We start from the raw sequence: 24,687 nt of genomic DNA on the forward strand, positions 1-24,687 counted from the left end.
GATCTCCATGACGGATGCAGAGACGATCATCATCGGAGCCGGACCGGCGGGATTGGCCTGCGCCGCGGCGCTGCACGCGCGGGGTCGCTCGTTTCTGGTGCTCGAAAAGGGCGATACGTTGGCAGCGTCCTGGCATCACCACTACGACCGCCTTCGTCTGCACACCCACAAGATGCACTCGGCGCTGCCGGGAATGCCGATGCCGCGGCGGTTTCCGAGGTACCCGTCGCGGCTGCAGGTCATCGAGTATCTCGAAACCTACAGCTCGTCGAACGACATCGAGGTCAGATTTGGCGTGCGCGCGACGGCGATCCGAAAGGACAACATGTGGACCGTGGAGAGTTCCGATGGACCATTCGAGGCAAGCAACATCATCATTGCGACCGGCCTCGCGAACGCGCCGATACGACCGACCTGGGAAGGGCAGGGCCGGTTTGCCGGCAAGCTTCTACACTCCTCGGAGTTCAGGAATGCTGCGGAGCTTGCGGCCGGGCACGTCCTCGTCGTCGGTTTTGGCAACTCGGCCGGCGAGATCGCGCTCGAATGTGCCGAGGATGGCCTTGATGTCGCGATGTCCGTGCGCGGCCCGGTCAATGTCGTGCCGCTCGAGCTGTTTGGTGTGACGAGCGCCAGTATCGCCATCGCCGAGCAGTTCCTTCCCTATCGGCTGGTCGATGCGGTAAACGCGCCGATCCTCCGCCTGCGGTTCGGTGATCTCGGGAAATTCGGGCTGGTGCGGGCAAAAGGCGGGCCACTGGCCGGTATCATCGAAAGGGGCCGCACGCCTCTGATCAATATCGGAACGATCGAGCGGATCCGGTCGGGGGACATCAAGGTGTTCCCCGCAATCACGAAATCCGAGGATCGGCGCGTGCATTTCGCCGACGGCCGATCCGGCATGTTCGACGCGATCGTCCTGGCGACCGGCTACCGGCCGGCGCTCGAGGCGCTTCTGCCCGATTTCGCGCAGCGATTTGGCGGCGCCGACGGCCCCGGCCGCGGCGAGCTTCAGCCGGCCAATGACGGCCTCTACTTTTGTGGCTTCACCGCCGTGCCGACCGGCCTGCTCCGGCAAATCGGACTAGAGGCGGAGAAGATCGCGGCCTCGATCGCCGGCAGATGACGCGTCGTCCGCTGCTCGATCTCAGCGCCGATTTTTGTGTTGTGGAGCTTGCGACGGTTGCACCAGCCCTTCAGGTTAGCGTCAGTCGCGCTGCCTACACGAAGCACGGGCTGCAACGGAAAGGCTGATTTGATGAACAGGTTCACATGGTACGCTATCGCCGCATCTGCCACGCTCGCAATTGCCTCACCGTCATGGGCGGCTACGACGGTGAAGGTCACCGAAGGTGGCGAGGGCGGCGGGCCGATGACCCTGACGCTTGACCAGACCACGATCAAGGCGGGCGAAACAATCTTCGCCGTTCACAACGACGCGATGACCGAGGAGCACGAGATGGTGCTCGTCAAGCTGAAGTCCCCCGACCAGAAGATCCCGGTGATTGCTTCCAGGCATCGGGTCGACGAAAAGCAGCTCAAGAGCGTTGGCGAAGTCTCGGACCTCAAGCCGGGCGCGGACGGGCAGTTGAAAGCGAAACTCGCCCCTGGCGCCTATCTGCTTTTGTGCAATATCAAAGGGCATTACGAAGCTGGCATGCAGGCCGGCCTGACGGTGACGAGATAGCCGTCAGGGAGACCAAAAGCCAGCCGAAAGCATCCGGCTGGCTTAGATGAAAGGTACCCGGAGGCGGCTTCAGGCCGCCTCCTTCTCCTTTGCGTAAGGATCAAACCGACCGTAGAAGGTCTCGCCCTTGTCGGCCATGTCCTTGAGCAGCGCCGTCGGCTTGAAGTGTACGCCACAGCTTGCCGCAAGCTTCTCGCAGAGCGTCACAAAGGTCTTCACGCCCATACCGTCGATGTAGGAGAGCACGCCGCCGGTGTAGGGGGCGAAGCCGAAGCCGAGGATGGAGCCGACGTCGGCCTCGCGCGGATCGGTGACGATACCTTCCTCGATGGTGCGCGCCGCTTCGAGCGCGATGGTGACGAGGAAACGCTGCTTCAGCACTTCGACATCGACCTCCTCCGCCTTCTTCTGCGGGTAGAAGGTCTTCAGCTCCGGCCATAGCGACTTCTTGGCCGGTTTCGCCGGATAGTCGTAGAAGCCCTTGCCATTCTTGCGGCCGCGACGGTCGAGCTCGTCGACCATCTTGTTGATCAGCGCCATGTGCTTCGGATTAACGGCGGCCTCGCCGAGATCGGCGACGGTGGCCTTGAGGATCTTCTGCGAAAGATCGATCGCCACCTCGTCATTGAGGGACAGTGGTCCAACCGGCATGCCGGCCATCTTGGCGGCATTTTCGATCATCGCGGGCGGAACGCCCTCGATCAGCATGTCATAGGCTTCGTGGATGTAGCGGAAGACGCAGCGGTTGACGAAGAAGCCGCGGGTGTCGTTGACGACAATAGGCGTTTTCTTGATCGCGGCGACATAATCGAGCGCCACGGCCAACGCCTTGTCGCCGGTCTCCTTGCCGAGGATGACCTCCGTCAGCATCATCTTCGCGACCGGCGAGAAGAAGTGCACGCCGATGAAATCGGCCGGGCGCTTGGAGTTCTTGGCAAGACCAGTGATCGGCAGAGTCGATGTATTGGAGGCGAAGATGGCGCCTTCCGGCAACACGGCTTCAACGGCCTCGATCACAGTCTTCTTGACCTCGCGATCCTCGAAGACGGCTTCGATGACGAGATCGGCTTCCTTGAGGTCAGCATAATCGGCGGAGGGGACGATGCGCGACAGCAGTGCCGCACCGTCATCCTGCGTAAGACGTCCCTTACCGATCGAGTCCCTCACCAGGCCTTCGCCGACGGCCTTGCCCTTGGTCGCCGCTTCGATGTCGCGGTCGATCAGGGTGACGGGGATGCCGGCGGCGGCGGTCACATAGGCAATCGAGGCTCCCATGAAACCGGCGCCGACGACACCCACCTTCTTCAACTCCGTCTTTGCAACGCCGCCGGGGCGGCGGGCCCCTTTGCCGAGCTCCTGCATGGAGATGAAGAGCGAACGGATCATCGAGAAGGCTTCGTTGGTCTGCAGGATCTCGGTGAAGTAGCGCTGCTCGATCTTGAGGCCGGTGTCGAAGGGCACCTGCAGGCCTTCATACACGCATTTCAGAATGGCGAGTGCTGCCGGATAGTTGCCTGATGTCTCGCGGCGCAGGATCGCCGGTGCGGCCGGCCAGAGCTGCGCTGCCGCAGGCGTCCAGATGCCGCCGCCGGGCGCTTTGAAGCCCTTCTCGTCCCAGGGGGCGACGGGCTTCAGCCCGTCCTTGATCATCTGCTTGGCGGCGGGGATCAGCTGATCCGGCTCGACCACCTGATGCACGAGGTTCATCGCCTTGGCGCGCGCTGTCGTCAGCGATTGGCCTGTTGTCATCATCTGCAGCGCTGACTGGGCATCCGCCAGGCGCGAGACGCGCTGCGTGCCGCCGGCCCCGGGGAAAATGCCGACCTTGACCTCGGGCAGTGCGATCTTCACCGACTTGGCATTCGAGGCGACGCGGCCGTGGCAGGCGAGCGACATTTCGAAGGCGCCGCCCATGCAGGTGCCGTTGATCGCCGAGACCCACGGCTTGCCCGAGATTTCGATCTTGCGGAACAGGCCGGTCATGCGGCCGACGAGATCGAACAGCTTCTGCGCTGCGCCATCGGGGTTGGTGGCCTTCTCATGCTGATAGAGCGAGAACATCGACCTGATCATCGAGAGGTCCGCGCCGCCGGAAAAGCTCGGTTTGCCCGAGGTGATGACCGCGCCCTTGACAGCGCTATCGGCAACCACGGCGTCGACGATAGCATTCAGCTCGTCCATCACCTCCTCGGTGAAGACGTTCATGGACTTGCCGGGCATGTCCCAGGTGACAAGGGCGATGCCGTCGGCGTCTGTTTCGACGGTGAAGTTCTTGTAAGTGCTCATGATGGGATTTCCTCTTCCCTCAAATTCGTTTTCGTCAATAGACGGCGATAACGACCGCAAACACGATGGCAATCACGGCGAGAAGGACCAGCAGCGCACGGTTTGCCGACTTGAGCTCACGCACGCGTGCGCCGGCATCCGCCTTTGAGAAGGCGGCAGCGTAGTCCGCAGCCATGTCCTTCTCCAGATTGTGCTGCGCGAACTGCCGTTCGATCCGGTTCATTTCTCGCCGGTAGACCTCGCGTTCCATCCGGTCTTCCTCAGACGCGTTCGATCACCGTCGCCGTGCCCATGCCGGCGCCGATGCAGAGCGTGACGAGCGCGGTGTTCAAGTCGCGCCGCTCCAGTTCGTCCAGCACCGTGCCCAGGATCATCGCGCCGGTGGCGCCGAGCGGATGACCCATGGCGATCGCGCCGCCGTTGACGTTGATCTTGTCGTGCGGGATCGCGAAGGCCTGCATGAAGCGCAGCACGACGGCGGCGAAGGCTTCGTTGAGCTCGAAGAGATCGATGTCGGCGAGCGTCATGCCGGTGCGCTTCAGAAGCTTCTCGGTGACGTCGACCGGACCGGTCAGCATCAGCGCCGGGTCCGAGCCGATATTGGCGAAGGCCTTGATGCGGCCGCGCGGCTTCACGCCCATGCTTTCGCCGCCGGCCTTGGAGCCGAGCAGCACGGCGGCTGCGCCATCGACGATGCCGGAGGAATTGCCGGCGTGGTGGACATAGTTGAGACGCTCGACCTCCGGATGGGCCTGAATGGCGACGGCTTCGAAGCCGCCCATCTCGCCCGGCATCTGGAAGGAGGGGGTGAGCGCCGCCAGCGCCTGCATGTCGGTGCCTGGGCGCATGTGCTCGTCATGGGCAAGGATCGTCAGGCCGTTCTGGTCCTTGATCGGAATGACGGAATTCTTGAAGTAGCCCTTGTCCCAGGCGTTCGCCGCGCGCTTCTGGCTCTCGACCGCGTAGGCGTCGACATCGTCGCGCGAGAAACCGTATTTGGTGGCGATGAGATCGGCCGAGATGCCCTGCGGCATGAAATAGGCAGGGAAGTTCACCGACGGGTCCATGAACCAGGCGCCGCCGGACATGCCGAGGCCGACGCGCGACATGCTCTCGACGCCTCCTGCGATGACGATGTCATCGGCGCCCTGGGCGATCTTCGCTGCGCCGAAATTCACCGCATCAAGCCCAGAGGCGCAGAAGCGGGAAATCTGCATGCCGGGCGCCCTGGTGGAATAGCCCGCCTCGAAGGCGGCACCGCGCGGGATCACCGCGCCTGCTTCCATCACTGGATCGACGCAGCCCATGACGATGTCGTCGACGGTTGCGGTGTCAAGCCCGTTGCGGTCGCGGATCGCCTCCAGTGTCTTGGCGGCCAGCCGTACCGACGGCACCTCGTGCAGCGAACCATCCTTCTTGCCGCGGCCGCGTGGCGTACGCACGTGGTCGTAAATGAAAACCTCGGTCATTCCTCTATCTCCCTATCGGCGCGGGTGCCGTTGAACTCAAAAAGCCTCGGCGGCTAAGGTCATCATCGTTTCTGCGCCGGTCTCGATGCGGGCCTTGCGCAGCGCCGTTTCCGGCATGATCCGCTCCATGAAGAAGCGGGCGGTGATCAGCTTGTTGCGAAGGAACGCCTCGCGCTCCGCCTCTCCTGCCGCAAGGCCGTCCTCTGCAGCCTTCGCCATCTTCGCCCACATATAGCCGAGCACGACGAGCCCGAAGAGGTGCATGTAGTCGGTCGAGCCGGCGCCGGCATTGTCAGGCTTGGCCATGGCGTGCTGCATGAACCACATGGTCGCCGCCTGCACGTCGTTCAAGCCCTTCTTCAGGTTCTTGGTGAAGAAGGTCATCTGCTCGTCGTTGCGGTTCTCTTCGCAGAAATCGCCGATCTCCTTGAACAGCGCCATGACGGCGCGACCGCCGTTCTGTGCAAGCTTGCGGCCGACAAGGTCGAGCGCCTGAATGCCGTTGGCGCCTTCGTAGATCATGGCGATGCGCGCATCGCGCACATACTGGCTCATGCCCTGTTCTTCGATGTAGCCATGGCCGCCGAAGATCTGCTGAGCCATGACCGCGTGGTCGAAGCCCTTATCGGTCATCACGCCCTTGAGGATCGGGGTGACGAGGCCGAGAATGTCATCGGCTGTCTGGCGCTCCTTCTCGTCCGCCGAACGGTGGGCGATGTCGGATTTCAGAGCCGTCCAGAGGAGGAAGGCGCGGCCTGCCTCGTTGAAGGCACGGATCGTCATCAGCGAACGACGAATATCGGGATGCACGATGATCGGATCGGCTTGTCTGTCCGGCGCCTTCGGGCCGGAGAGCGAGCGGCCCTGGATGCGCTCGCGGGCATAGTTGACCGCGTTCTGGTAGGCGACTTCGGAGATTGCCAGTCCCTGCAGGCCGACGCTGAGGCGCGCCTCGTTCATCATCACGAACATGGCGCTGAGGCCCTTGTTCTCCGCGCCGATGAGGAAGCCGGTCGCTCCGTCATAATTCATCACGCAGGTGGCGTTTCCGTGAATGCCCATTTTGTGTTCGATCGCACCGCAGGAGACCTGGTTGCGCTCGCCAACGGTGCCATCCGCCGTGACGAGATATTTCGGCACGATGAACAGCGAGATACCCTTGGTGCCCTCTGGTGCGCCCTCGATGCGGGCCAGCACCAGATGCACGATGTTGTCGGTCATGTCGTGCTCGCCGGCCGAGATGAAGATCTTCTGGCCGGAGATCTTATAGCTGCCATCCGCCTGCGGCACGGCCTTGGTGCGCAGCAGGCCGAGATCGGTGCCGCAATGCGGCTCGGTGAGGTTCATGGTGCCGGACCATTCGCCGGAGATCATCTTCGGCAGATAGGTCTGCTTCTGCTCGTCCGAGCCATGCACGAGGATTGCAGCGATTGCACCCTGGGTTAGCCCCGGATACATCATCAGGGACATGTTGGCGGCGGAGGTATATTCGCCGACGGCGGCATGCAGCGCATAGGGAAGGCCCTGGCCGCCGAATTCCTCGGGAACGGCAAGTCCGGTCCAGCCGCCCTGGCAGTAGGCGTCGTAGCCGTCCTTGAAGCCCTTTGGCACAGAAACCGAGCCGTCTTCGTGTCGCACGCAGCCTTCCTGATCGCCAGAGTAGTTCAGCGGAAAGAGCACTTCCTCGGCAATCTTTGCCGACTCGCCGAGGATTGCCTCGATCATGTCAGGCGTCGCATCGGCAAACCCCGGGAGATTGTTGTAGCGTTCCAGGCCGAGCACGTCGTTCAGGACGAAGAGCGTGTCGTTAACCGGGGCCTTGTAGACTGGCATTGTTCGAATTCCTCCAATTCGGCACACCGGACGAAACCGGCATTTGAGAGTCTCTTACAAAATATTGACGTTTGCGTAAACGTCAAATGTCGATGACGCGCGATTTTGTAAAAATGATCTGCGCCATTGTCGGAAAGAAAACGCAGGCGGAGATCGACAGGATCTGGGCCGCCTTCCTGAAGAACGGCGGCGTGGAAGAACAGTGCGGCTGGTTGCGGGACCGTTGGGGCCTCTACTGGCAGATCGTTCCACGCGTACTGATGGAGATGATTGCCGATCCCGACCGCGAACGCGCAAAACGGGTTACCGAAGTCATGCTCGGCATGGTGAAGCTCGACATCGCGAAGCTGGAAGCCGCGTATCGGTGAGAGGCGGGACGACAGACGCGAGAGCGTCGCACCGACTTCCACAATCACCAACCCTCGTCCTCCTCGCCACGCAACCGGGTTGCGTCCGAGCGAAGACGCGCTAGACTTCGCGTGCAGACCGATGAAAGAGCTTTGGAGGAGCGATTTTATGAGACGGATGTGGCCGGAGGAGTTCAATTCCATTCTCGACGGAGCCGAGGAAGTCACGCTGGAGCTGCCGGCGGTGGAGCATGAGGACGGCTCGCGCAGCGAAGCGGTCAGCCGCAAGGCACTGAAAGTCCGCATTTCAATGGATGACTATGAGCGTATCTGGCCGCTCGCCGAGATGCGCTACCGGCTCGACGGCAAGATGGTCGGCAAGGCGATCACGTTGATCACCACTAGCCCGCACTATCATCGCTGGCACCCCGCCGATGGCGGCAGCGTCAACAATGTCTCCGACAGCGGCCGCCACTACACGACGAAATATGTCGTCGTGCATTTCCTGCTCGACGACGTGAGGGAAACGGCGGCCGCCTGAGCCGCCGCTAGAACCTGAACGGCTCTACGTTCACGCAGCGTCCAGCGCCTGTTGCAGATCGGCGACGAGATCGTCCGGATGCTCGATGCCGATCGACAGGCGGATGGTTGATTCCAGGACGCCGATTCGTTGGCGAACGTCGGCCGGCACGCCGGAATGCGTCATCGTTGCCGGATGGCTGGCAAGCGATTCCGTACCGCCCAGGCTGACCGCCAGCTTGAAGATCTGCAGGGCGTTCAGGAACTTGAAGGATGCCGGCTGGCCGCCCTTGATGTCGAAGGAGAAGGTCGACCCGGCGCCGCTGCACTGCGCCGCGAAGACGCGCCCGACCGGCGACTTCGCATCGTGATAGGGCAGGTAGTGAATCCCCTCGACCTTCGGGTGCTCGCGCAGGAAATCGGCGACCACACGCGCGTTACTATCGGCTCGCTCCATGCGAATCTGAAGCGTTTCCAGCGAACGGCCGAGCATCCAGCAGGAATGCGGATCAAGCTGCGTGCCGATGGCGCCGCGTAGCGCCTTGACCTGCTTCATGACGGCCTTCGAGCCAAGTGCCGCACCGGCGATCAGATCGGAATGGCCGCCGACATACTTGGTCAGCGAATAGAGCGAGATATCGGCGCCGTGTTCGATCGGCCGCTGGAAGACGGGGCCAAGCAGCGTGTTGTCGCAGGCGATGATCGGCGTCAGGCCCTGCTTTCTGCCGATCGCGTCGGCGACACGGCGGATCATTGCGACGTCGACGAGGCTGTTCGTCGGATTGGCCGGGGTCTCGACGAGGATCATCGACACGCGGCCCTTGGCCAGGGCGTCTTCTGCAGCCGCCTGGACCGATGCCTCGCTGACGCCATCGGCAAAACCCACGGCCGCAACCCCGAGATTGAGGAACGTCTTTGCCAGCAGGGTCTCCGTTCCACCGTAGAGCGGCTGGGAGTGGAGCACCGCATCACCAGGACGAACAAAGGCCAGGAGCGTCGTGGCGATCGCCGACATGCCGGACGAGAAGAGGGCGCAGCTTTCGGTCCGTTCGTAAACGGCAAGCCGGTCCTCGACGATCTCGCTGTTGGGATGATTGAAACGCGAATAGACGAGACCCGCACCCTTGCCGGCTGGCGGCTCCTTGCGGCCGGATACGTAGTCGAAGAAGTCGCGACCATCCTCGGCGGATTTGAAGACGAATGTCGACGTCAGGAATACCGGCGGCTTCACCGCCCCTTCCGATAGTTCCGGGTCGTAGCCGTAGTTCAGCATCTGCGTCTCGGGATGCAGGGCATGATTGCCGATATGGGTCTTGGAAGGGTGCGGTGCGGTCATTGTCGTCTCCTCGAGAGATGCCGTGATGCTCGCAAATTATATCAGAACGCGAGGACTGTTCTTGCTATTTGCCGCGGCGCCATGCTCTCTTGAGCAACTTAGTGCGGAGAATGGCGAATTGTGACGCAGAAAATTGCTGACGATATGGACCGGAAGATTCTCAAGGAGCTGATGGGCGATGCCCGCCTTCCGAACAACGAGCTTGCGGAACGCGTGGGGCTTTCCGCATCGGCCTGCCTTCGTCGCCTGCGCCGGCTTGAGGATGCGGAAATTATCCAGGGCTACACCACGCTCGTCGATCCAGCCGTTGACGGTTGGACAATGACGGCGCTGGCCTCCATTCGCCTCAGCCGCCAGCACGAGGACGAGATCGAGATGTTCGAGAGCGCCGTGCGCGCGTGGGACGAGGTGCTCGAATGCCATCTGGTGACCGGGTCGCGCGACTATGTGCTGAAGGTGATGAGCTCGGGCCTCGAAGACTATGAGCGGTTCATCAAGGATAAGATTGCCCGCCTGAAATGTGTTGATACGATCGAGACCAGCTTCGTGATGAATACGATCAAGGCGCGGCGGGTGTAGTCTCCGCAGCCCGCGCCGCTTGAAAAAGGCTAAGCCGCAGCCTTCCCAGTCGACTTGTCACGATCCCGGCCCCGTTAGCCCCGGATGCTGCGGGTAGATCTCTGACTGGTGCCCACAGGCGTGTTTCAACACAATCATTGCGGCGCGGGTTCTATGTGGTCGATCGGGCTGCCGTCACTGCTTGGGGGTTGTTGACCTAAAGGCAACGCTCGACCTGGCTTCGCCCCGATGTTATATTAGAAATTTCTAATTATGCGAGTTGTGCGAGAAATCCGGTTGCAACGCTTGAGGGGGCTGCCGAGATGAAGATCGTTCGCAGTTTGCTGGCATGTGCGGGTTTTGTTGCTCTCGGCTGCACACCGGGACTGGCTCAGCAGGTCACCGGCGCGCTCGGCTCGCCGGGCGCCACGACCACCATCGAGGGAAAGCAGATCCCTCAGGCTGATCCGAAATTCGGTGGGGTGATCAAGGAAAAGGCAGATGAATCGCAACCGTGGTGGCGGCCACGCATCGTGCCGCCAAAGGGGGCGCCGAACGTGCTCCTGATCATGACGGATGACCAGGGTTTCGGAGCGCCCAGCACCTTCGGGGGCGTCATTCCCACGCCGACGATGGATCGTATCGCGAAGGAGGGGCTGCGCTTCACCAATTTCCACTCCACGTCGCTCTGCTCGCCGACGCGGGCCGCCCTGATCACCGGGCGCAACCATCATTCGGTCGGCTTCGGCGTCGTGGGTGAAATCGCGACGGGCTATCCCGGCTACGATTCCATCATCCCGATCGGGAAGGGCAGCATCGGCACGATCCTGAAGGAAAACGGTTACGCCACGTCGTGGTTCGGCAAGAACCACAACACGCCGTCCTATCAGTCGAGCCAGGCGGGACCCTTCAACCAGTGGCCGAACGGCATGGGCTTCGATTACTTCTACGGCTTCGTCGGCGGCGATGCCAGTCAGTGGCAGCCGAACCTGTACCGCAACACCACGGCAATCTACCCCTTCGAAGGCAATCCCGGCTGGAACCTGGAGACAGCAATGGCCGATGAAGCGATCGGCTACATCAAGCAATTGAAGGAGATCGCCCCCGGCAAGCCATGGCTCGTCTACTATGTCCCGGGCGCCACCCACGCGCCGCATCATCCGACGCCAGAATGGATAAAGAAGATCAGCGACATGCACTTGTTCGACGATGGCTGGAACAAGGTGCGGGAGACGATCTTCGCCAATCAGAAGCGGCTCGGCATCATGCCTCAGGACGCCAAGCTGACGCCCTGGCCGGACGGGCTGCCCCGGTGGGATTCCTTGAGCTTCGACGAGAAGAAGCTGTTCATCCGGCAAGTGGACATCTACGGCGCCTACCTCGCCTATGCCGACCACGAGATCGGACGCGTCGTCCAGGCGGTCAACGACCTTGGCGAACTCGGCAACACGTTGATCATCTACATCGGTGGCGACAATGGCGCGAGCGCCGAGGGCATGGTCAACGGCACGCCGAACGAGTTCACGACCTTCAACGGTGTCCCGGTGCCGGTCAAGGACCAGTTCCTCTGGTATCCTTTCTGGGGCTCGGAACGAACCTTCCCGCATTATGCGGCCGGCTGGGCGTGGGCGATGGACACGCCGTTCAAGTGGGTCAAGCAGGTGCCCTCGCATTTCGGGGGAACCTCGCAGGGCGTCGTCATGTCGTGGCCCGGCCATATCACCGATGCCGGGGGCATTCGCCGCCAGTTCCACCACGTCATTGACATCGTGCCGACCATACTCGAGGCGGCCGGCATCCCGGCGCCGGACATGATCAACGGTATTCCGCAGAGCCCGATCGAGGGTGTGAGCATGGTCTACACCTGGAACAAGTCCAGCGCGAACACTCCCACACGGCACGATACGCAATATTTCGAGATGCTCGGCAACCGCGCCATCTATCACGACGGCTGGGTGGCGGCGACGACGCCGGCCACGCTTCCATGGGAACTCAGCACCAAGACGCCGCCCGACGTGATCACCGGCTACAACTGGGAACTCTACAACGTCGTGGATGATCCCACCGAGGCCAACGACCTGGCGTCGGCCACGCCCGACAAGCTGAAACAGATGCAGGACCTCTTCTATTCCGAGGCAAAAAAGTACAACGTGCTGCCGCTCGACAACTCGACGCTTACCCGCTGGAACACGCCGCGCCCGAACCTCACGGCCGGGCGAACGCAATTCACTTATTCTGGTGAATTGAGCGGCGTGCCAGCGAGTGCGGCGCCCGACATCATGAACAAGTCCTACACGATCACCGCCGATGTCGACATTCCCGAGGGCGGTGCGGAGGGGATGATCGTCACGGAAGGCGGACGTTTCGGCGGCTACGGCCTGTTCCTCAGCAAGGGCGACTTTGGCGTAGGGCGAGGCAAAGTGGTGTTCCTTTACAACTTGCTCGACCTCAAGCGGACCATGTGGGAAGGGCCAGAACTGGAAGCGGGCAAGCACCGGATCACCTTCGACTACAAGGCGGACGGCACCAATCTGGGTACAGGCGGTAAGGGTGTCCTTTCCGTCGACGGAAAAGAAGTTGCCCGCAACTCGCTGGAACACGGCATTCCGGTGACGTTCCCTGAGGACGAGACCTTCGACGTCGGCCTTGATACGCGCACAGGCGTGGCGCTCGTGGAGTATCGCTACGACACGCCGTTCAGGTTCACCGGCAAGATCGACAAACTAACCTTCGAGCTAGGCAGGAGCAACCAATGAGCCTCAAACACACGATCAGCACCCTTGCGGTGGCCGCGACGCTCGGCATTCTCACACCGTCGACAGCGATGGCCGAAAATGCCATCACCGCGCCAGCGACGAAGTCCATCGGCACCTCGAGCACGCAGAAGACCGAACTGGTCCCGTCACTGATCGTGATGAATTCCGACGGCGCGACTTTGAAAGGCGACACGCTGACGCTGACGAGCATTTCCAACAACTCGATCTTGTTCGCCGACCGGCCGGTCCGCTCAGCCGGCCATGCGCTGACCACGCACTTGCTGGAAGAGTGGGCTGAGGGCGGCAGCTTCGAAAAGGATCCGCCGAACGCCACCGTCTCGGTGCTAAACAAGGATGCGTCGAGCGTTGAGGACGCCGTCGTCGTTCTTAAGGCGCCGAAGCTCGAGGGCACGAACCTGACGTTCAAGGTGGACGTGCTGGAAGACAGTCTCGCCAGGGCCGATGGCCCAGCATCGATCTTCATCGATATTATTGGAATGCCGAGGACGCCGATGTCTGTTGCAGGCGTGGCGCGCCGCACGGCCTACCGGGGAGCCTGGTACGGTGCGGCTGCGGCGGGAGCTGCCGCTGCCGTCTACGATCGTCCTTACTATCCGCCACGGGCCTGCGGCTACTATCCGCTGCCTCCGTGCTAGTGTCGCAGCGTCTTCGTGACGCCGTGTTATGGAGGAGGATCGGCACGATGAACAGGGCGTTGGCTGTCGCGGCCATCGGTGAAATCGTGACCGGCCTCGCGTTGGTCGCCATTCCAGCGCTCGTCGGTGTGTTACTGCTTGGGGAGGCGCTGGTGGGCGTAGCGGCGGCCGCCGCGCGCGTCGCCGGCATGGCGCTCATCGGACTGGGGATCGCCTGCTGGCGGAGTCGGCCCCTCGAAGGCATGCTCTTCTACAGTGCGCTCGTTACGCTCTATCTCGCCTATCTCGGCCTCGCCCATGGGCTGACGGGCGTTTTGCTTTGGCCAACAGTCGTCCTGCATGCTGTCCTGTCGGTCCTGCTCGCACGCGCTTGGCGTGGCGGTGCAATCAAGTGAAGGTCGGCGGATCATGCAGGCGAGCGGCACAATACGCGCTTACCCGCCATTCGCTTCAAATCCTGGTTCGCCTGGTATCCGCAGGCAAACACGACGCGTATTCTGTGCCCAGGTTTCGGCGATATCGACCGGAGGACAGCCATGACCGAGTTTCCTTACAGCTCCGCTCTCATCGTCGGCGCAGGCCCGGGGCTCAGCGCCTCGCTTGCGCGTCAGTTAACGGAGCGCGACGTCAAGGTTGCGCTGGCGGCGCGCGATACCGACAAGCTGAATAAACTTGCCGGAGAAACCGGGGCGCTGACCTTTGCCGCGGATGCCGCGCAGCCGGCTTCCGTCGCTGCACTCTTTGACGGCGTCGCGGCTGCGATCGGTGATCCCGAGGTCGTCGTCTATAACGCCAGTGGCCGCCTGCGCGGTCCTTTGGCAGAACTCGATCCAGCCGCTGTCGAACAGGCAATTGCGATCAGCGCTTACGGCGGCTTCCTGGTCAGCCAGCAGGCCGCAAGGCGCATGCTTCCGCATGGGCGCGGCGCGATCCTGTTTACCGGGGCGACGGCGAGCATCAAGGGATATGCCCTGTCGGCCGCTTTCGCCATGGGTAAGTTTGCGCTTCGCGGTCTTGCCCAGAGTGCCGCCCGTGAACTAGGGCCAAAGGGCATTCACGTTGCCCATTTCATCATCGACGGTGGAATCCGTTCGCAGATGCGCCGGGAAGACCCGGCCAAGCCGGATGCGACGCTCGATCCTGACGCCATCGCGCAGACCTATATCAATGTGCTCCTGCAGCACCGGAGCGCCTGGTCGCAGGAAATCGAGGTGCGGCCGTGGACGGAATCCTTCTGATGTCTGCCTAACATAGTCGCTGGATGCGCCCAGAGCGCTTGCGGCCCACTTCAGCACGGAAACGGCTGAAAATACTGAAAAGTTAAAAAAAATCTCACGCCGATTAACGGGTTGTTTACCACGTTTCGTGAAAGGTGCTGTCTGAGCATTGGCGACTTGCATTCCTTTTTTCAGTCTCGCGTTTCATGGAATGCCGCTACGCCGCACAGGTTGAGGAAAGTCTAATTGATTATCCCTTCATGAACGGTGCTCACGTCCGCATTCGGGTGCGGCGCTGACGGAAGCCAATGATCGGCCCTGACGAGGGTTCGGACAGATGAAGCGAGCAAGAAGATGAACGGATCGCGATCAAATTCCCCCCGGCATTCCGACAGGGCGTCGCTTGATGCATTGAACCGCACCATCGAAGGTCTGGAAGCGAGGATCGAGGGTTTGCTGGGCGCGAGCGTTCGCGACCAGCGCCAGCGCGCCCCGTCGCCGGAGCGCGAGGATCCGTATGCCGGCCACGCGCCCTATGCCCCTGAAGCTCGGCCGGATCCTTTTGCGGAAATTCGCCAGCGCCAGCGCATTCTGGAGGCAAGCCGGGAACGGCCGGCGGTGCGCGAGCAGCCAGCCCCATCGCGTGTTGCCGAACGCGCAACGCGTCCGGCCGATCCAAAGCCGGCCTATCGCGCCGCAGACGACACCATGACCGAGATCGCCCAGGCGCTCGTCAATCTTCGTCAGGATCTGAAGCGCGACATCTCCGATGGCGTGACGCGCGAGATGAACGCACTGCGCGAGGAGATCCGCAGCATCAAGGTCGGCGCGGAAGACCGTCGCTTTGCTGATGACATTCGCGCCGATATGGGCCGTCTCGCCAGCAGCATCGACCAGCTTGCTGGCCGCTCCAATGCGCCCGAAGCGCAAGGATTGCGCGGCGAGTTCGAAGAGCTGCGCTCGCTGATGGACGGGCTGGCGCGCGAAGATTCAATCCGCAATATGGAGACGCGCTGGGACGGCTTCGAGAACCAGCTGCATGCGCTCGATACGGCGGGCCTGCAGGAAGAGCTGGTGGCGCTTGCCTACCGGCTCGACGACATCAAGCGCCATATCGGCGGCATGGGCGAAAGCCCGGCCGTGCGGGCGCTGGAAGACAAGCTTCTCTCCATTGCAACGGCGATGGAGCAGTTTGGCACGATGATCCAGCCGCATGATCGGGCGATGGCCGAGCAGTTTGCAGCGGTCGATGGCCGGCTCGACGAAATCAGCCGCGCCATTGCGGCAACCGGCCGCGCTGCCACCAGCGGCGACCCCGCCATGATGCATCGCCTCGAAGGCCGCCTGAACGCCTTGGGCGAGCAGATCGATATGATGGGCCATAGCCTCGCGAGCCGCGTAGGCCCGACCGATGCTCTGGCGGATCGGCTCGAAACGCTGACGCTGCGCGTTGAGGAACTCGCCAACGCCGAGGCCGCCTCGCGCCTCGACGAACGCCTGGAGCATCTGTCCTACCTGCTCGAGCGAAGCCACACGGCCGCGCCGCGGCCCGAACTGACCGGAGCGCTCGCCGATATCTCGCGCAAGATCGATGCGCTCGAGGTCGGCTCGGTTAACGACGCGCTGGCGCAGCGCCTGGACTATCTCGCACGCCGCATCGACGAAATGGATTTCCAGCCGCTTCAGCCTGTCGCCGCTCCGGCGGATGATAGCGCCATCCGTCGCATCGAAAGCCGGCTCGGCGATATCGCCGCGCGCATTGAGGAAAGCGCCGCCGCGCCAGCGGCCGATTCCTATGCGCTGAAGAACCTTGAAGACCAGATCGCAAACCTCTCGGCCCTGATGAGCGAACCGCGGCCCGCAGCGGAGTTGCCGCTGGATTTCGACCGCCGCATGGGCGCGATCGAAGACTACATGGCGACCAGCGACGAATATATCATCGAGGCCGCCCGCCAGGCGGCGGAAGCGGTGGTCGAGGCCTATGCAAGAAGCGGCGTCCTCCACGGCGGTGCGCCGGCTGTAGCCGACATATCGGCGCTCACTGCGCTTGCCGAAGACCTGCGCCAGCTCGAGGACCTCAGCCGCAGCAGCGAGGAGCGCACGCACAAGACCTTCCAGGCCTTGCACGAAACGCTGGTCCAGATCGCCGAGCGATTGGACACGATGGAAGATCGCGCCGCCGCAAGGCCTGCGCCGAGAATGCCGAGCGCCGACGTCGATTTCGCGGTCGATACCTTCGCGATGATGCAGGCTGGAGCCGAGGATGCGCAGAAGCCGGCGGTGTTCGGAACTCGCGCCCCTGCAGGCCGTCAGCCCGAGGCCGCCGAACAAGCGCTCGCCATACCGGTCATGGCTGCGACCGATACCAGCGTGGTCGCCATTGAGGCGGCGACGAAACCTGCCGCATCCGCTGATGCCTCAAAGAGCAGCCTCCTCGCGAGCCTTGGCAAGCGTCTGCTGCCAAGCAAAAAGGTGAAGGCGGAAACCGCTGCCGCCGAGCGCACGGTGATCGATCCGACTCCATCCATTGATCCCGTCGATGTGATGCCGCCCGAAGCCGCCAATGAGCCGCTGGAGCCGGGCTCAGGTGCGCCCGATGTCAAGAAAATCCTGGAACGTGTGCGCGCCAGCCAGAACGCTGCGCGAACGAACGCCAAGCCCGCAACGGAAAATGAGCGCGCCGACTACATTGCCGCCGCCCGCCGCGCCGCGCAGGCTGCGGCAATGGAGACCGAACCCGGCGCCAAGCCGCAGCCCGCCAAGGCCGACAAGAAGGCAAAGGTCAAGGACTCGACCAAGGGAGGCGCCTTGTCGCGCTTCCGCCGTCCGATTCTGCTTGCCGTCGGCGCCGTGCTTCTGGCGATCATGGCGTTTCCACTGGCCCGCACGCTGACGAGCGGTCAGCCGGCGCCGTCCGCCGAAGTTGCCATGCTGACGGATACTTCCAGCAATACGCTGCCGCCCGACAGCGAAACCGCGCCGGACCAAGTCGCGGCAATCGCTGCGGAAGTCCCGGCTGCAGCCCCTGTCGCGCCGATCGCGAGCAGCGATCCAGCGCCCGCGCCGGCAGCACCCGACCATCTGACTGCAACCGCGCCGCTGAACGGTGATGCGGCGGCGCCGCTTGCGCTTTCCGGTACTCCGCAGGACGCCTCCGGTTTCATTGCCAAGGATGCTGCGCCGGTTGCGGCTGGAGTGGCCACCACACCGACTGCGGAAACGGCAAGCATTGCCGTCCCGGATGTGGTGCAGCCGAAGTCGCTCGCCGATGCCGCCAAGAGTGGCGATCCACTGGCGCTCTTCGAAATTGGTGCCCGCTATAGCGAGGGCCGTGCCGGCGTCACCGTCGATGCGAAGGAAGCGGCAAATTGGTATCAGCTCGCCGCGAACAAGGGCTTCGCGCCGGCCGAATATCGTCTCGGCAACATTTACGAGAAGGGCACGGGCGTCGGACGCGATATCGCCAAGGCGAAGCAATATTACGAACAGGCTGCCAACCAGGGCAATGCCAGTGCGATGCACAATCTCGCCGTGCTTTACGCGTCTGGTGCGCTCGGCCAGCAGGACTATAAGGTGGCGGCGGGCTGGTTCATCAAGGCGGCCGACCTCGGCGTCACCGACAGCCAGTTCAATCTGGCGATCCTCTGCGCTCGCGGCAATGGTGTCGCACAGGATCTGACTGAATCCTACAAGTGGTTCGCGGTTGCGGCCAAGGGCGGTGACAAGGATGCGGCACAGAAGCGTGATGAAGTCGCCAACGCGATGAAGCCGGACCAGCTGGAAAAGGCGCGTGCCAAGGCAGACCTCTGGAAGGCCGCACCGCTCGACAGCAAGGCGAACGGCGTCGACGTTCCGGATGAATGGATCGGCAATGCCACCAAGACCTCGACCGTCGACGTGAAGAGGGCGATCCGCAACATCCAGGCGATTCTCAACAACAACGGCTTCGACGCCGGTCAGCCGGATGGCGAGATGGGCGCGAAGACCGTTGCGGCGATCAAGAGCTTCCAGAAGTCGATCGGCCAGGAGCCGAGCGGCAAGATCAACGACATTACCGTGAAGGCGCTCTTGGATCGCAACAAGGGCCCGGCCACCAAGGTCTGATTGCGGCACCCTCCCGGTCTTCCGTGCGCTTACGGGAGATCGATCAAAATGCAAGCCATGATGTGTGCAGGTCCGTGCAAGCTTCGCCAAATATATGTGATCAGAGCCCGGACTCAGTTTGTGCGGGCTCAGAGGCAGTGCGGTTGTATCTATCGCAGCTCAAGAAGAAATTTCGCATCCCGCGCGTATTCTTTGGAAAATGTTATTTGCAAGATATTGCAACTATGATTCTTCTTGCTGTGTAAGTGCTCTGTGTATCGTGATTCGGTGAATGTCGTTGATGCTAAATGATTTGGCGGAGATTCCGAATGATAAGTCTTGATATTGAAAGCTGGGCGCTAACGCGAGCTCACCATATCGTCCTGAACGAGGGATTGAATCTTGCAAAGGCGGCGCAGGATCTGGATCGTAAGCGCTCGCGCATGCTGGTTTACGAGCTTCAGAAGGTCATAGCCGCCGCGATCCTCGAAGCGCATGCAGCCAATGCCCGTTCCAATGGGTCGCAGGCCGTTCAGGGAACCTGATATTGCGTTGCTCTATGTACGGCAGCCTCCGGCTTAGGGGCCTGCTCCGCGACTGCTCGCGTTTTTTTGGCAGATATCCATGAGCTAATTTAATTGCTTCAGGCCGATCGGGCGCCATAGCCGGCCTATGCCTTGCCGGTTTCCGCGTCGAGGGTTTCGATCAATCTGGTCATGACGGCCAGGGCTGCCTCCATTTCAGCGGCGGTAAAAGACTGCCCGAGCCTGTCGGCCCACTCCGCCTGCGCTGTCTCGATCGCGGCGAGGCGGGATTCGCCTTCCTCCGTCAATTTTACCAGTTTGGCGCGCTGGTGCTGCGGGTTGTCGACGTAGCTGATCAGCCCGTCGCCTTCGAGTGCATCCGCCAGCCGTTGCACGCCCTGCCGGGCAATCCCGAGCAGGCGGGCAATCTGTGCGACGGAATGCGCGCCACTTCGTGCACCTGCAAGGACCTGCCAGCGGGCGCTCGTCTGCCCGGCGGGCTTCGCCAACTCGTCGCCGGCGGCGGTCAACCGGCCTGCGAGCCGCAGCGCAGCGATCGTGAACAGCGAGAAGGCATCGCCTTCGGCGGTCCGTTGCGGGCGATTTTGTTTGACAACATGTTGTCGTGTTGGTATCTCATTGGTCATGACAACATATTGTCATTACCAATGACCCTTGCAAAGGGCGAAGGAGGAAATCCATGAAGAAAACCTACACGGGCAGCTGCCATTGCGGCAAAATCCGCTACGAGGTCGATGCGGATCTCCAGGCCGGCACTGGCCGCTGCAATTGCACCGTCTGCGGCAAGCGGCGCTATTGGGGCGCGGTCGTGAAGCCCGAGGATTTCCGTTTGCTGTGCGAGGAGACGGCGGCCGCTGACTATCAGTTCGCAACGATGAGCGGCCACCACCGCTTTTGCCCGACATGCGGCCTCCATGCCTATGGGCATGGTCATATTCCAGAGATTGGCGGAGACTATGTTTCGATCAACATTGCCTGCCTTGATGACATATCGCCAGAAGAGCTTGCCGGTCTGCCGGTTCGCTACATGGACGGGCGTCACGACAATTGGTGGAACGAACCTGCGGTGACGAGCTACCTTTAATTCAGACCGGTAGCCTCGCAACCCTGTCGCGTTCGGCGACTTGCCATCCCGGGGTCATGACGACGAACGAGAATGTCATTCCGCCGCCGCACGCTTCTGAGCGGAAATCTGCGTGATGTAGGCCCTCAGTGCCGCCGGGCGGACCGGTTTGTGCTGGAGGCCGATGCCGTGCCGCTCGACTTCGGCGCGAACCTCCGGCGTGCGATCCGCGGTGACGATCAGCGCTGGAATGAACGCCATGAACCGCTCCCGGAGCGTCAGAATGGCGGAAACGCCGGTGCCGTCGCCAAGATGATAGTCGGCGATAACAAGGTCGGGCGGCGCCTGGCGCGCATCGAGTGCGTCGACCTCGGCCAGCGAGCCCAGGCATCGAACTTCGCAGCCCCAGCCGCTGATCAGGAGCTGCATGCCTTCCAAAATATGCGGCTCGTTGTCGACGCAGAGGACCTTCAGCCCCTTGAGGTTCTGCGCAGAATGTTCCACCGCTTGAGCAGCACCCAAACGCTCGGGAAGTCGCGACGCGTCGCGCGGCATGATGATGCGGAAATCCGTGCCCTTGCCGTGTGTCGAGTGCAGTTCCACCGGATGGTTGAGGACGCGCGCGATGCGATCGACGATCGAAAGGCCAAGGCCGAGCCCCGAGGCTGTCTTGGCGCCTTCATCGAGGCGGGCGAATTCCTTGAAGACCGTCCGGAACTTCGACGGCGGAATTCCGATCCCCGAATCCATCACCTGAATGACGACCTGGTGTCCACGCCGGCGCGCGCCGACCAGCACCTTGCCGTCGATCGTGTATTTGATCGCGTTGGAGACCAGATTTTGCACGAGGCGGCGCAACAGATTGGGGTCGGAGCGAACCCGCAGCGAGGTCGGCATCACCACCAGCTTCAGCTTTTTCTCGCGGGCGATCGGTGCGAAATCGGTCTGGATTCGCTCCAGCAGATCGGAGAGGGGCACGGGGGCGAGGCGTGGCCGCATGGCCCCGGTGTCGAGCCGCGAAATATCGAGCACGGCGCCAAGGATGGTCTCGACCGATTCCAGCGCGGAATCGATATTGCGCACGATGGCGCTGCTTTCGGATTGGCCCATGCGCTCGACCAGCGCAGAGGAATAGAGCCGGGCGGCATTGAGCGGCTGCAGGATGTCGTGGCCGGCTGCAGCGAAGAATCGCGTCTTGCCGAGATTGGCCTCATCAGCCGCGGCCCGCGCCTCGCCGAGTTCGTGGTTGACGCGGGTGAGCTCTGCCGTGCGCTCGACGACGCGCTGTTCCAGCGTTTCATTTGCCTGCTTCAGGGCCCGGTCGGCGGCGACCCGCTGAGTGATGTCGGTGAAGGTCGCAACGATGCCCTTATCAGGCATGGCGTTGGAGCGCACTTCGATGATGCGCTCGCCGCCGCCAAGCACGAGCGCGAAGGGTTTGTCCAGCGTCAGGAAATGGCGGACTGTCTGGTTGACGTCGCCGGCCGCAATGTCGCCGCGCTCGCTGAGGATCGCCACGATGTCGGCCAGCGGGAAGCCGACTTGTCCGGTATTCTCCGGCAGATCAAGCAATTGCCGGAAACGCCGGTTCCATATCGTCAGGTTGTTCGAGCTGTCGAACACCGCGATCCCTTGGTCCATCTGCGAAAGCGCGGTCTGCAGCATGTCCTGGTTATATTGCAGCGCCTCGCTCGCCTGGTCGAGCAGCCAGGCGGTATCGGCGGAGGCGTCTTCCACCTTCTGGAGGATCAGCGACAGCACGAGCCGGGCCGACGAGGAACCGATCGCGCTGCCGAGCAATTGCTCGGTAAAGTGGATCAGCGCCATATCTGCTGGCTGATCGTCCTCGAGCTCGCGTCCCGAATTCTGCTGGTAGGTCTGGAAGGAGCGCTCCATGCGCTCTTCGCCGAGATAACGGGAGACCGTCGCCTTCAAATCGCCGACGCTGATGCGCGTTTTCCAACCACGGGTGGCAAACTGCGAGCGGGATTGCCGCTTGACGAAAATACCGGCCTGAATGCGCTCGAGCGGTCGCGCGTTGCGGGTTACCGAGCCGATGACGAAGAAGGCGGTGTTGACGAGGAGGCTCATCGCCGTGGCATTGACCAGCGGATCGGCATCGGGCGCCGCAAAGATTGTCGTCCCCGGAAAGATGAAGCCGAGAACGGCGCTTGCGACGCCCGAATAGTCCGGCCCGCCAAGCGAGGGCAGGAACAGCAGATAGACCCAGATCACGAAACCCGACGTCAGCCCCAGGATGGCACCGCGCGCATTGGCCCGCCGCCAGATCAGGCCGCCGAACAGGGCAGGGGCCATCTGCGCAATCGCGGCGAAGGAAAGCAGTCCGATCGAGGCCAGTCCCGCTGTGCTGTCGGTTGAGCGATAATAGCAGTAGCCGAGAAGAAGCACGGCGAAGATCGCGCTGCGCCTTATGTTGAGCAGCGTCTTGGCGAAGTCGCTGCGCTGCCCTGTGCGATCGGTCAGCTTCCGGTGCAGGAAGATAGGCATGATGATGTCGTTCGACACCATGATCGAGAGCGCGACGGACGCGACGATCACCATGGCCGTCGCCGCGGAAAAGCCGCCGATGAAGGTAATCAGCGAGACGACGGGCATCTGCCCCGCAAGCGGCAGCGAAAGCACGTAGAGGTCGGCATTGCCGCTGCCGCCGAAGGTCAGCAGGCCGCCGATTGCCACCGGCAGCACGAAGAGATTGATGACGATCAGATAGAGAGGGAAGAGGAAGCCGGCGAGCCGAAGTTCCCGTGCGGTTCTGTTCTCGACAACCGTGACGTGGAATTGTCGCGGCAGCATGATGATCGCGAAGGCCGATAGCAGCGTCAGCGTGATCCAGCGGCTGATCGGCGTCTGGTAGTGCAGAGCCGAGAGCACAAGCTGGTTTTCGCTCGCCTTTTGCCAAAGGTCGAGAGGGCCGTCGAACAGGAACCAGATCACGCAGATGCCGGCCGTGAGAAAGGCGAAAAGCTTGACTACGGATTCCATGGCGACGGCGAGGATCAATCCATCCTGGTGCTCCGTCGCATCCGTATGGCGTGTGCCGAACATGATTGCGAAGCAGGCAAGCACGAGCGTTACGAGTAGCGGCAGGTCGAGAAAATAGAGATTACCGCTGCCGATGCCATAGTCCGACGGGTTGAGCATCGCCGTCATGGTGCTCGACACGGACTTCAGCTGCAGCGCGATATAGGGGATGGCGCCGACCAGCGAGATCAGCGCCACGATGGTCGCGACCGCAGGGTTCTTGCCGTAGCGCGCGGAAATGAAATCGGCGACCGACGTCAGTTTCTCGGCTTTGGCAAGCTCGGTGATCCGTCGCAGCACGGGCATGCCGAGCGTGAAGACGAGGATCGGGCCGATATAGATGCCGAGGAATTCCAGTCCGCGCTGAGAGGCCAGCCCGACGCTGCCGAAATAGGTCCAGGATGTACAGTAGATTGCGAGGCTGAGCGCATAGACGGCCGGGCGGCCGCCGGCCGGCGTTCCGAACATTCGCCGTCTGCGGTCGCCATGGCTCGCCACTGCGAAAAGCAGGAGCAGATAGCCGAATGCGGATGCAATTATGACCCAGCCTGGCAGCATAAAACCTCCACCGGCGCACCACGCGCCAGTCCTCCCGGAGCACCAAGACTAAGGCAATTCCCAAAGTTTGAACATTGGGCGGGCTCTAGGCCTTAAGTCAAAGACGTTCGAAGGCTGTCGATAATTGATTATTGCCAATTGATTAATTGCATCGAAGATGTAGCTAATGAAAACAATGACCTGTCAGCGAGACTGCATCAGAGGGAGACGGATCGGATGCTCAATGAGTTCAAAGCATTTATCGCCCGCGGCAATGTCATGGACCTTGCTGTCGGTGTCATCATCGGCGGTGCCTTTGGCGGTATCGTGAAGTCGCTGGTCGACGATGTCATCATGCCGATCGTCGGCGCCGTCTTTGGTGGGTTCGACTTTTCGAACTACTTCATCGGCCTGTCTTCCAATGTCAACGCGCAGACCCTGGCCGCCGCTCGCCAGCAGGGCGCGGTGCTTGCTTATGGCAGCTTCATCACGGTTCTTATCAACTTCCTCATCCTTGCCTGGATCATCTTCTTGATGGTCAAGGGCGTGAATACGCTGCAGAAGCAGGTGGACAAGCAGCTGAAGATCAAGCAGGCGAATGAAGAGGCCGCTGCGCCGCCGGCCGATGTCGCGTTGCTAACGGAAATCCGCGACCTGCTGGCCAAGCGCCCGGCATGAGTTCAAGGATTGGTCCTGCCGTTGTGGCGGGACCAATCATCACAGAAATCGATGCGGCTTCACCGATTGTCATGAGAT

Annotated in this window: 19 protein-coding genes and 1 pseudogene; 13 read left to right on the forward strand and 7 right to left on the reverse strand. The window is 62.1% G+C overall.

The genetic code is table 11. The features are described from left to right. The first annotated feature begins 7 nt into the window (after positions 1 to 7). Together NBG89_RS01010 and NBG89_RS01015 are read left to right on the forward strand one after the other, a co-directional pair. Positions 8 to 1,123 (forward strand): flavin-containing monooxygenase, encoded by a 1,116-nt coding sequence (locus tag NBG89_RS01010; protein ID WP_431321338.1) that lies wholly within the window; start codon positions 8 to 10, stop codon positions 1,121 to 1,123. Between the two features lie 132 nt (positions 1,124 to 1,255). Next, on the forward strand, positions 1,256 to 1,684 hold the full coding sequence (locus tag NBG89_RS01015) for a plastocyanin/azurin family copper-binding protein (protein WP_431321339.1): 429 nt from the start codon (positions 1,256 to 1,258) through the stop codon (positions 1,682 to 1,684). A 69-nt stretch (positions 1,685 to 1,753) separates the two neighbouring features. On the opposite strand, the gene NBG89_RS01020 is transcribed toward NBG89_RS01015, so the two are convergent. The 4 genes from NBG89_RS01020 to NBG89_RS01035 are packed head-to-tail and all read right to left on the reverse strand — an operon-like array spanning position 1,754 to position 7,272. Then, positions 1,754 to 3,970: a 3-hydroxyacyl-CoA dehydrogenase NAD-binding domain-containing protein gene (locus tag NBG89_RS01020; protein WP_431321340.1), complete on the reverse strand. Its 2,217-nt coding sequence runs from the start codon at positions 3,968 to 3,970 to the stop codon at positions 1,754 to 1,756. A 34-nt stretch (positions 3,971 to 4,004) separates the two neighbouring features. Continuing rightward, positions 4,005 to 4,220 (reverse strand): hypothetical protein, encoded by a 216-nt coding sequence (locus NBG89_RS01025; protein WP_431321341.1) that lies wholly within the window; start codon positions 4,218 to 4,220, stop codon positions 4,005 to 4,007. A 10-nt stretch (positions 4,221 to 4,230) separates the two neighbouring features. After that, a complete protein-coding gene (locus tag NBG89_RS01030) occupies positions 4,231 to 5,439 on the reverse strand; it encodes an acetyl-CoA C-acetyltransferase (protein ID WP_431321342.1) in 1,209 nt (402 codons plus the stop codon). 36 nt (positions 5,440 to 5,475) lie between these two features. Continuing rightward, complete coding sequence (locus NBG89_RS01035) at positions 5,476 to 7,272, reverse strand: acyl-CoA dehydrogenase C-terminal domain-containing protein (RefSeq protein WP_431321343.1); 1,797 nt, start codon at positions 7,270 to 7,272, stop codon at positions 5,476 to 5,478. A gap of 140 nt (positions 7,273 to 7,412) precedes the next feature. Between NBG89_RS01035 and NBG89_RS01040 the strand changes: the two are divergent. Together NBG89_RS01040 and NBG89_RS01045 are read left to right on the forward strand one after the other, a co-directional pair. After that, positions 7,413 to 7,640: pseudogene (locus NBG89_RS01040) on the forward strand (VOC family protein); the annotation flags it as partial. Between the two features lie 148 nt (positions 7,641 to 7,788). After that, a complete protein-coding gene (locus NBG89_RS01045) occupies positions 7,789 to 8,160 on the forward strand; it encodes a hypothetical protein (protein WP_431321344.1) in 372 nt (123 codons plus the stop codon). Positions 8,161 to 8,190: 30 nt separating this feature from the next. Here the strand turns inward: NBG89_RS01045 and NBG89_RS01050 are convergent, their stop codons facing one another. After that, a complete protein-coding gene (locus NBG89_RS01050; RefSeq protein ID WP_431321345.1) occupies positions 8,191 to 9,474 on the reverse strand; it encodes a cystathionine gamma-synthase family protein in 1,284 nt (427 codons plus the stop codon). Between the two features lie 120 nt (positions 9,475 to 9,594). Here NBG89_RS01050 and NBG89_RS01055 point away from each other — a divergent pair, with 120 nt between their 5' ends. The 7 genes from NBG89_RS01055 to NBG89_RS01085 all read left to right on the forward strand — a co-directional run bounded on the left by NBG89_RS01055 (position 9,595) and on the right by NBG89_RS01085 (position 19,289). Further along, on the forward strand, positions 9,595 to 10,053 hold the full coding sequence (locus tag NBG89_RS01055) for an Lrp/AsnC family transcriptional regulator (protein WP_431321346.1): 459 nt from the start codon (positions 9,595 to 9,597) through the stop codon (positions 10,051 to 10,053). 302 nt (positions 10,054 to 10,355) lie between these two features. Then, the gene (locus NBG89_RS01060) at positions 10,356 to 12,788 is read left to right on the forward strand and encodes an arylsulfatase (RefSeq protein ID WP_431321347.1); all 2,433 of its coding nucleotides are present in this window, start codon (positions 10,356 to 10,358) and stop codon (positions 12,786 to 12,788) included. Then, the gene (locus tag NBG89_RS01065) at positions 12,785 to 13,444 is read left to right on the forward strand and encodes a hypothetical protein (RefSeq protein WP_431321348.1); all 660 of its coding nucleotides are present in this window, start codon (positions 12,785 to 12,787) and stop codon (positions 13,442 to 13,444) included. The genes NBG89_RS01060 and NBG89_RS01065 overlap by 4 nt, the downstream gene beginning before the upstream one ends. 47 nt (positions 13,445 to 13,491) lie before the next feature. Beyond that, positions 13,492 to 13,839 (forward strand): hypothetical protein, encoded by a 348-nt coding sequence (locus NBG89_RS01070; protein WP_431321349.1) that lies wholly within the window; start codon positions 13,492 to 13,494, stop codon positions 13,837 to 13,839. A 141-nt stretch (positions 13,840 to 13,980) separates the two neighbouring features. Beyond that, the gene (locus NBG89_RS01075; RefSeq protein WP_431321350.1) at positions 13,981 to 14,682 is read left to right on the forward strand and encodes an SDR family NAD(P)-dependent oxidoreductase; all 702 of its coding nucleotides are present in this window, start codon (positions 13,981 to 13,983) and stop codon (positions 14,680 to 14,682) included. A gap of 333 nt (positions 14,683 to 15,015) precedes the next feature. Beyond that, the gene (locus NBG89_RS01080; protein ID WP_431321351.1) at positions 15,016 to 18,765 is read left to right on the forward strand and encodes a peptidoglycan-binding protein; all 3,750 of its coding nucleotides are present in this window, start codon (positions 15,016 to 15,018) and stop codon (positions 18,763 to 18,765) included. 308 nt (positions 18,766 to 19,073) lie between these two features. Next, a complete protein-coding gene (locus NBG89_RS01085; RefSeq protein WP_431321352.1) occupies positions 19,074 to 19,289 on the forward strand; it encodes a hypothetical protein in 216 nt (71 codons plus the stop codon). Positions 19,290 to 19,414: 125 nt separating this feature from the next. Here NBG89_RS01085 and NBG89_RS01090 read toward each other — a convergent pair whose 3' ends face one another. Beyond that, positions 19,415 to 19,915, reverse strand: a complete 501-nt coding sequence (locus NBG89_RS01090) for a MarR family winged helix-turn-helix transcriptional regulator (RefSeq protein WP_431321353.1) — start codon at positions 19,913 to 19,915, stop codon at positions 19,415 to 19,417. Between the two features lie 53 nt (positions 19,916 to 19,968). Here NBG89_RS01090 and NBG89_RS01095 point away from each other — a divergent pair, with 53 nt between their 5' ends. Continuing rightward, a complete protein-coding gene (locus tag NBG89_RS01095) occupies positions 19,969 to 20,373 on the forward strand; it encodes a GFA family protein (protein WP_431321354.1) in 405 nt (134 codons plus the stop codon). Positions 20,374 to 20,448: 75 nt separating this feature from the next. Here the strand turns inward: NBG89_RS01095 and NBG89_RS01100 are convergent, their stop codons facing one another. Continuing rightward, the gene (locus NBG89_RS01100) at positions 20,449 to 23,952 is read right to left on the reverse strand and encodes a hybrid sensor histidine kinase/response regulator (protein WP_431321355.1); all 3,504 of its coding nucleotides are present in this window, start codon (positions 23,950 to 23,952) and stop codon (positions 20,449 to 20,451) included. A 216-nt stretch (positions 23,953 to 24,168) separates the two neighbouring features. On the opposite strand from NBG89_RS01100, the gene mscL reads away from it, so the two are divergent. Continuing rightward, positions 24,169 to 24,609: a large conductance mechanosensitive channel protein MscL gene (gene mscL, locus NBG89_RS01105; RefSeq protein WP_431321356.1), complete on the forward strand. Its 441-nt coding sequence runs from the start codon at positions 24,169 to 24,171 to the stop codon at positions 24,607 to 24,609. The last annotated feature ends 78 nt before the right edge of the window (positions 24,610 to 24,687 follow it).

The organism is Rhizobium sp. YTU87027, from assembly GCF_050644135.1.
Lineage (GTDB): Bacteria > Pseudomonadota > Alphaproteobacteria > Rhizobiales > Rhizobiaceae > Rhizobium.

What these genes read in the sequence shown, in the direction of transcription:
- NBG89_RS01010 (WP_431321338.1), top strand. Translation starts at nt 8, where the DNA reads ATGACGGATGCAGAGACGATCATCATCGGAGCCGGACCGGCGGGATTG.
- NBG89_RS01015 (WP_431321339.1), top strand. Translation starts at nt 1,256, where the DNA reads ATGAACAGGTTCACATGGTACGCTATCGCCGCATCTGCCACGCTCGCA.
- NBG89_RS01020 (WP_431321340.1), bottom strand. Translation starts at nt 3,970, where the DNA reads ATGAGCACTTACAAGAACTTCACCGTCGAAACAGACGCCGACGGCATC.
- NBG89_RS01025 (WP_431321341.1), bottom strand. Translation starts at nt 4,220, where the DNA reads ATGGAACGCGAGGTCTACCGGCGAGAAATGAACCGGATCGAACGGCAG.
- NBG89_RS01030 (WP_431321342.1), bottom strand. Translation starts at nt 5,439, where the DNA reads ATGACCGAGGTTTTCATTTACGACCACGTGCGTACGCCACGCGGCCGC.
- NBG89_RS01035 (WP_431321343.1), bottom strand. Translation starts at nt 7,272, where the DNA reads ATGCCAGTCTACAAGGCCCCGGTTAACGACACGCTCTTCGTCCTGAAC.
- NBG89_RS01045 (WP_431321344.1), top strand. Translation starts at nt 7,789, where the DNA reads ATGAGACGGATGTGGCCGGAGGAGTTCAATTCCATTCTCGACGGAGCC.
- NBG89_RS01050 (WP_431321345.1), bottom strand. Translation starts at nt 9,474, where the DNA reads ATGACCGCACCGCACCCTTCCAAGACCCATATCGGCAATCATGCCCTG.
- NBG89_RS01060 (WP_431321347.1), top strand. Translation starts at nt 10,356, where the DNA reads ATGAAGATCGTTCGCAGTTTGCTGGCATGTGCGGGTTTTGTTGCTCTC.
- NBG89_RS01065 (WP_431321348.1), top strand. Translation starts at nt 12,785, where the DNA reads ATGAGCCTCAAACACACGATCAGCACCCTTGCGGTGGCCGCGACGCTC.
- NBG89_RS01070 (WP_431321349.1), top strand. Translation starts at nt 13,492, where the DNA reads ATGAACAGGGCGTTGGCTGTCGCGGCCATCGGTGAAATCGTGACCGGC.
- NBG89_RS01075 (WP_431321350.1), top strand. Translation starts at nt 13,981, where the DNA reads ATGACCGAGTTTCCTTACAGCTCCGCTCTCATCGTCGGCGCAGGCCCG.
- NBG89_RS01080 (WP_431321351.1), top strand. Translation starts at nt 15,016, where the DNA reads ATGAACGGATCGCGATCAAATTCCCCCCGGCATTCCGACAGGGCGTCG.
- NBG89_RS01085 (WP_431321352.1), top strand. Translation starts at nt 19,074, where the DNA reads ATGATAAGTCTTGATATTGAAAGCTGGGCGCTAACGCGAGCTCACCAT.
- NBG89_RS01090 (WP_431321353.1), bottom strand. Translation starts at nt 19,915, where the DNA reads ATGACCAATGAGATACCAACACGACAACATGTTGTCAAACAAAATCGC.
- NBG89_RS01095 (WP_431321354.1), top strand. Translation starts at nt 19,969, where the DNA reads ATGAAGAAAACCTACACGGGCAGCTGCCATTGCGGCAAAATCCGCTAC.
- NBG89_RS01100 (WP_431321355.1), bottom strand. Translation starts at nt 23,952, where the DNA reads ATGCTGCCAGGCTGGGTCATAATTGCATCCGCATTCGGCTATCTGCTC.
- mscL (WP_431321356.1), top strand. Translation starts at nt 24,169, where the DNA reads ATGCTCAATGAGTTCAAAGCATTTATCGCCCGCGGCAATGTCATGGAC.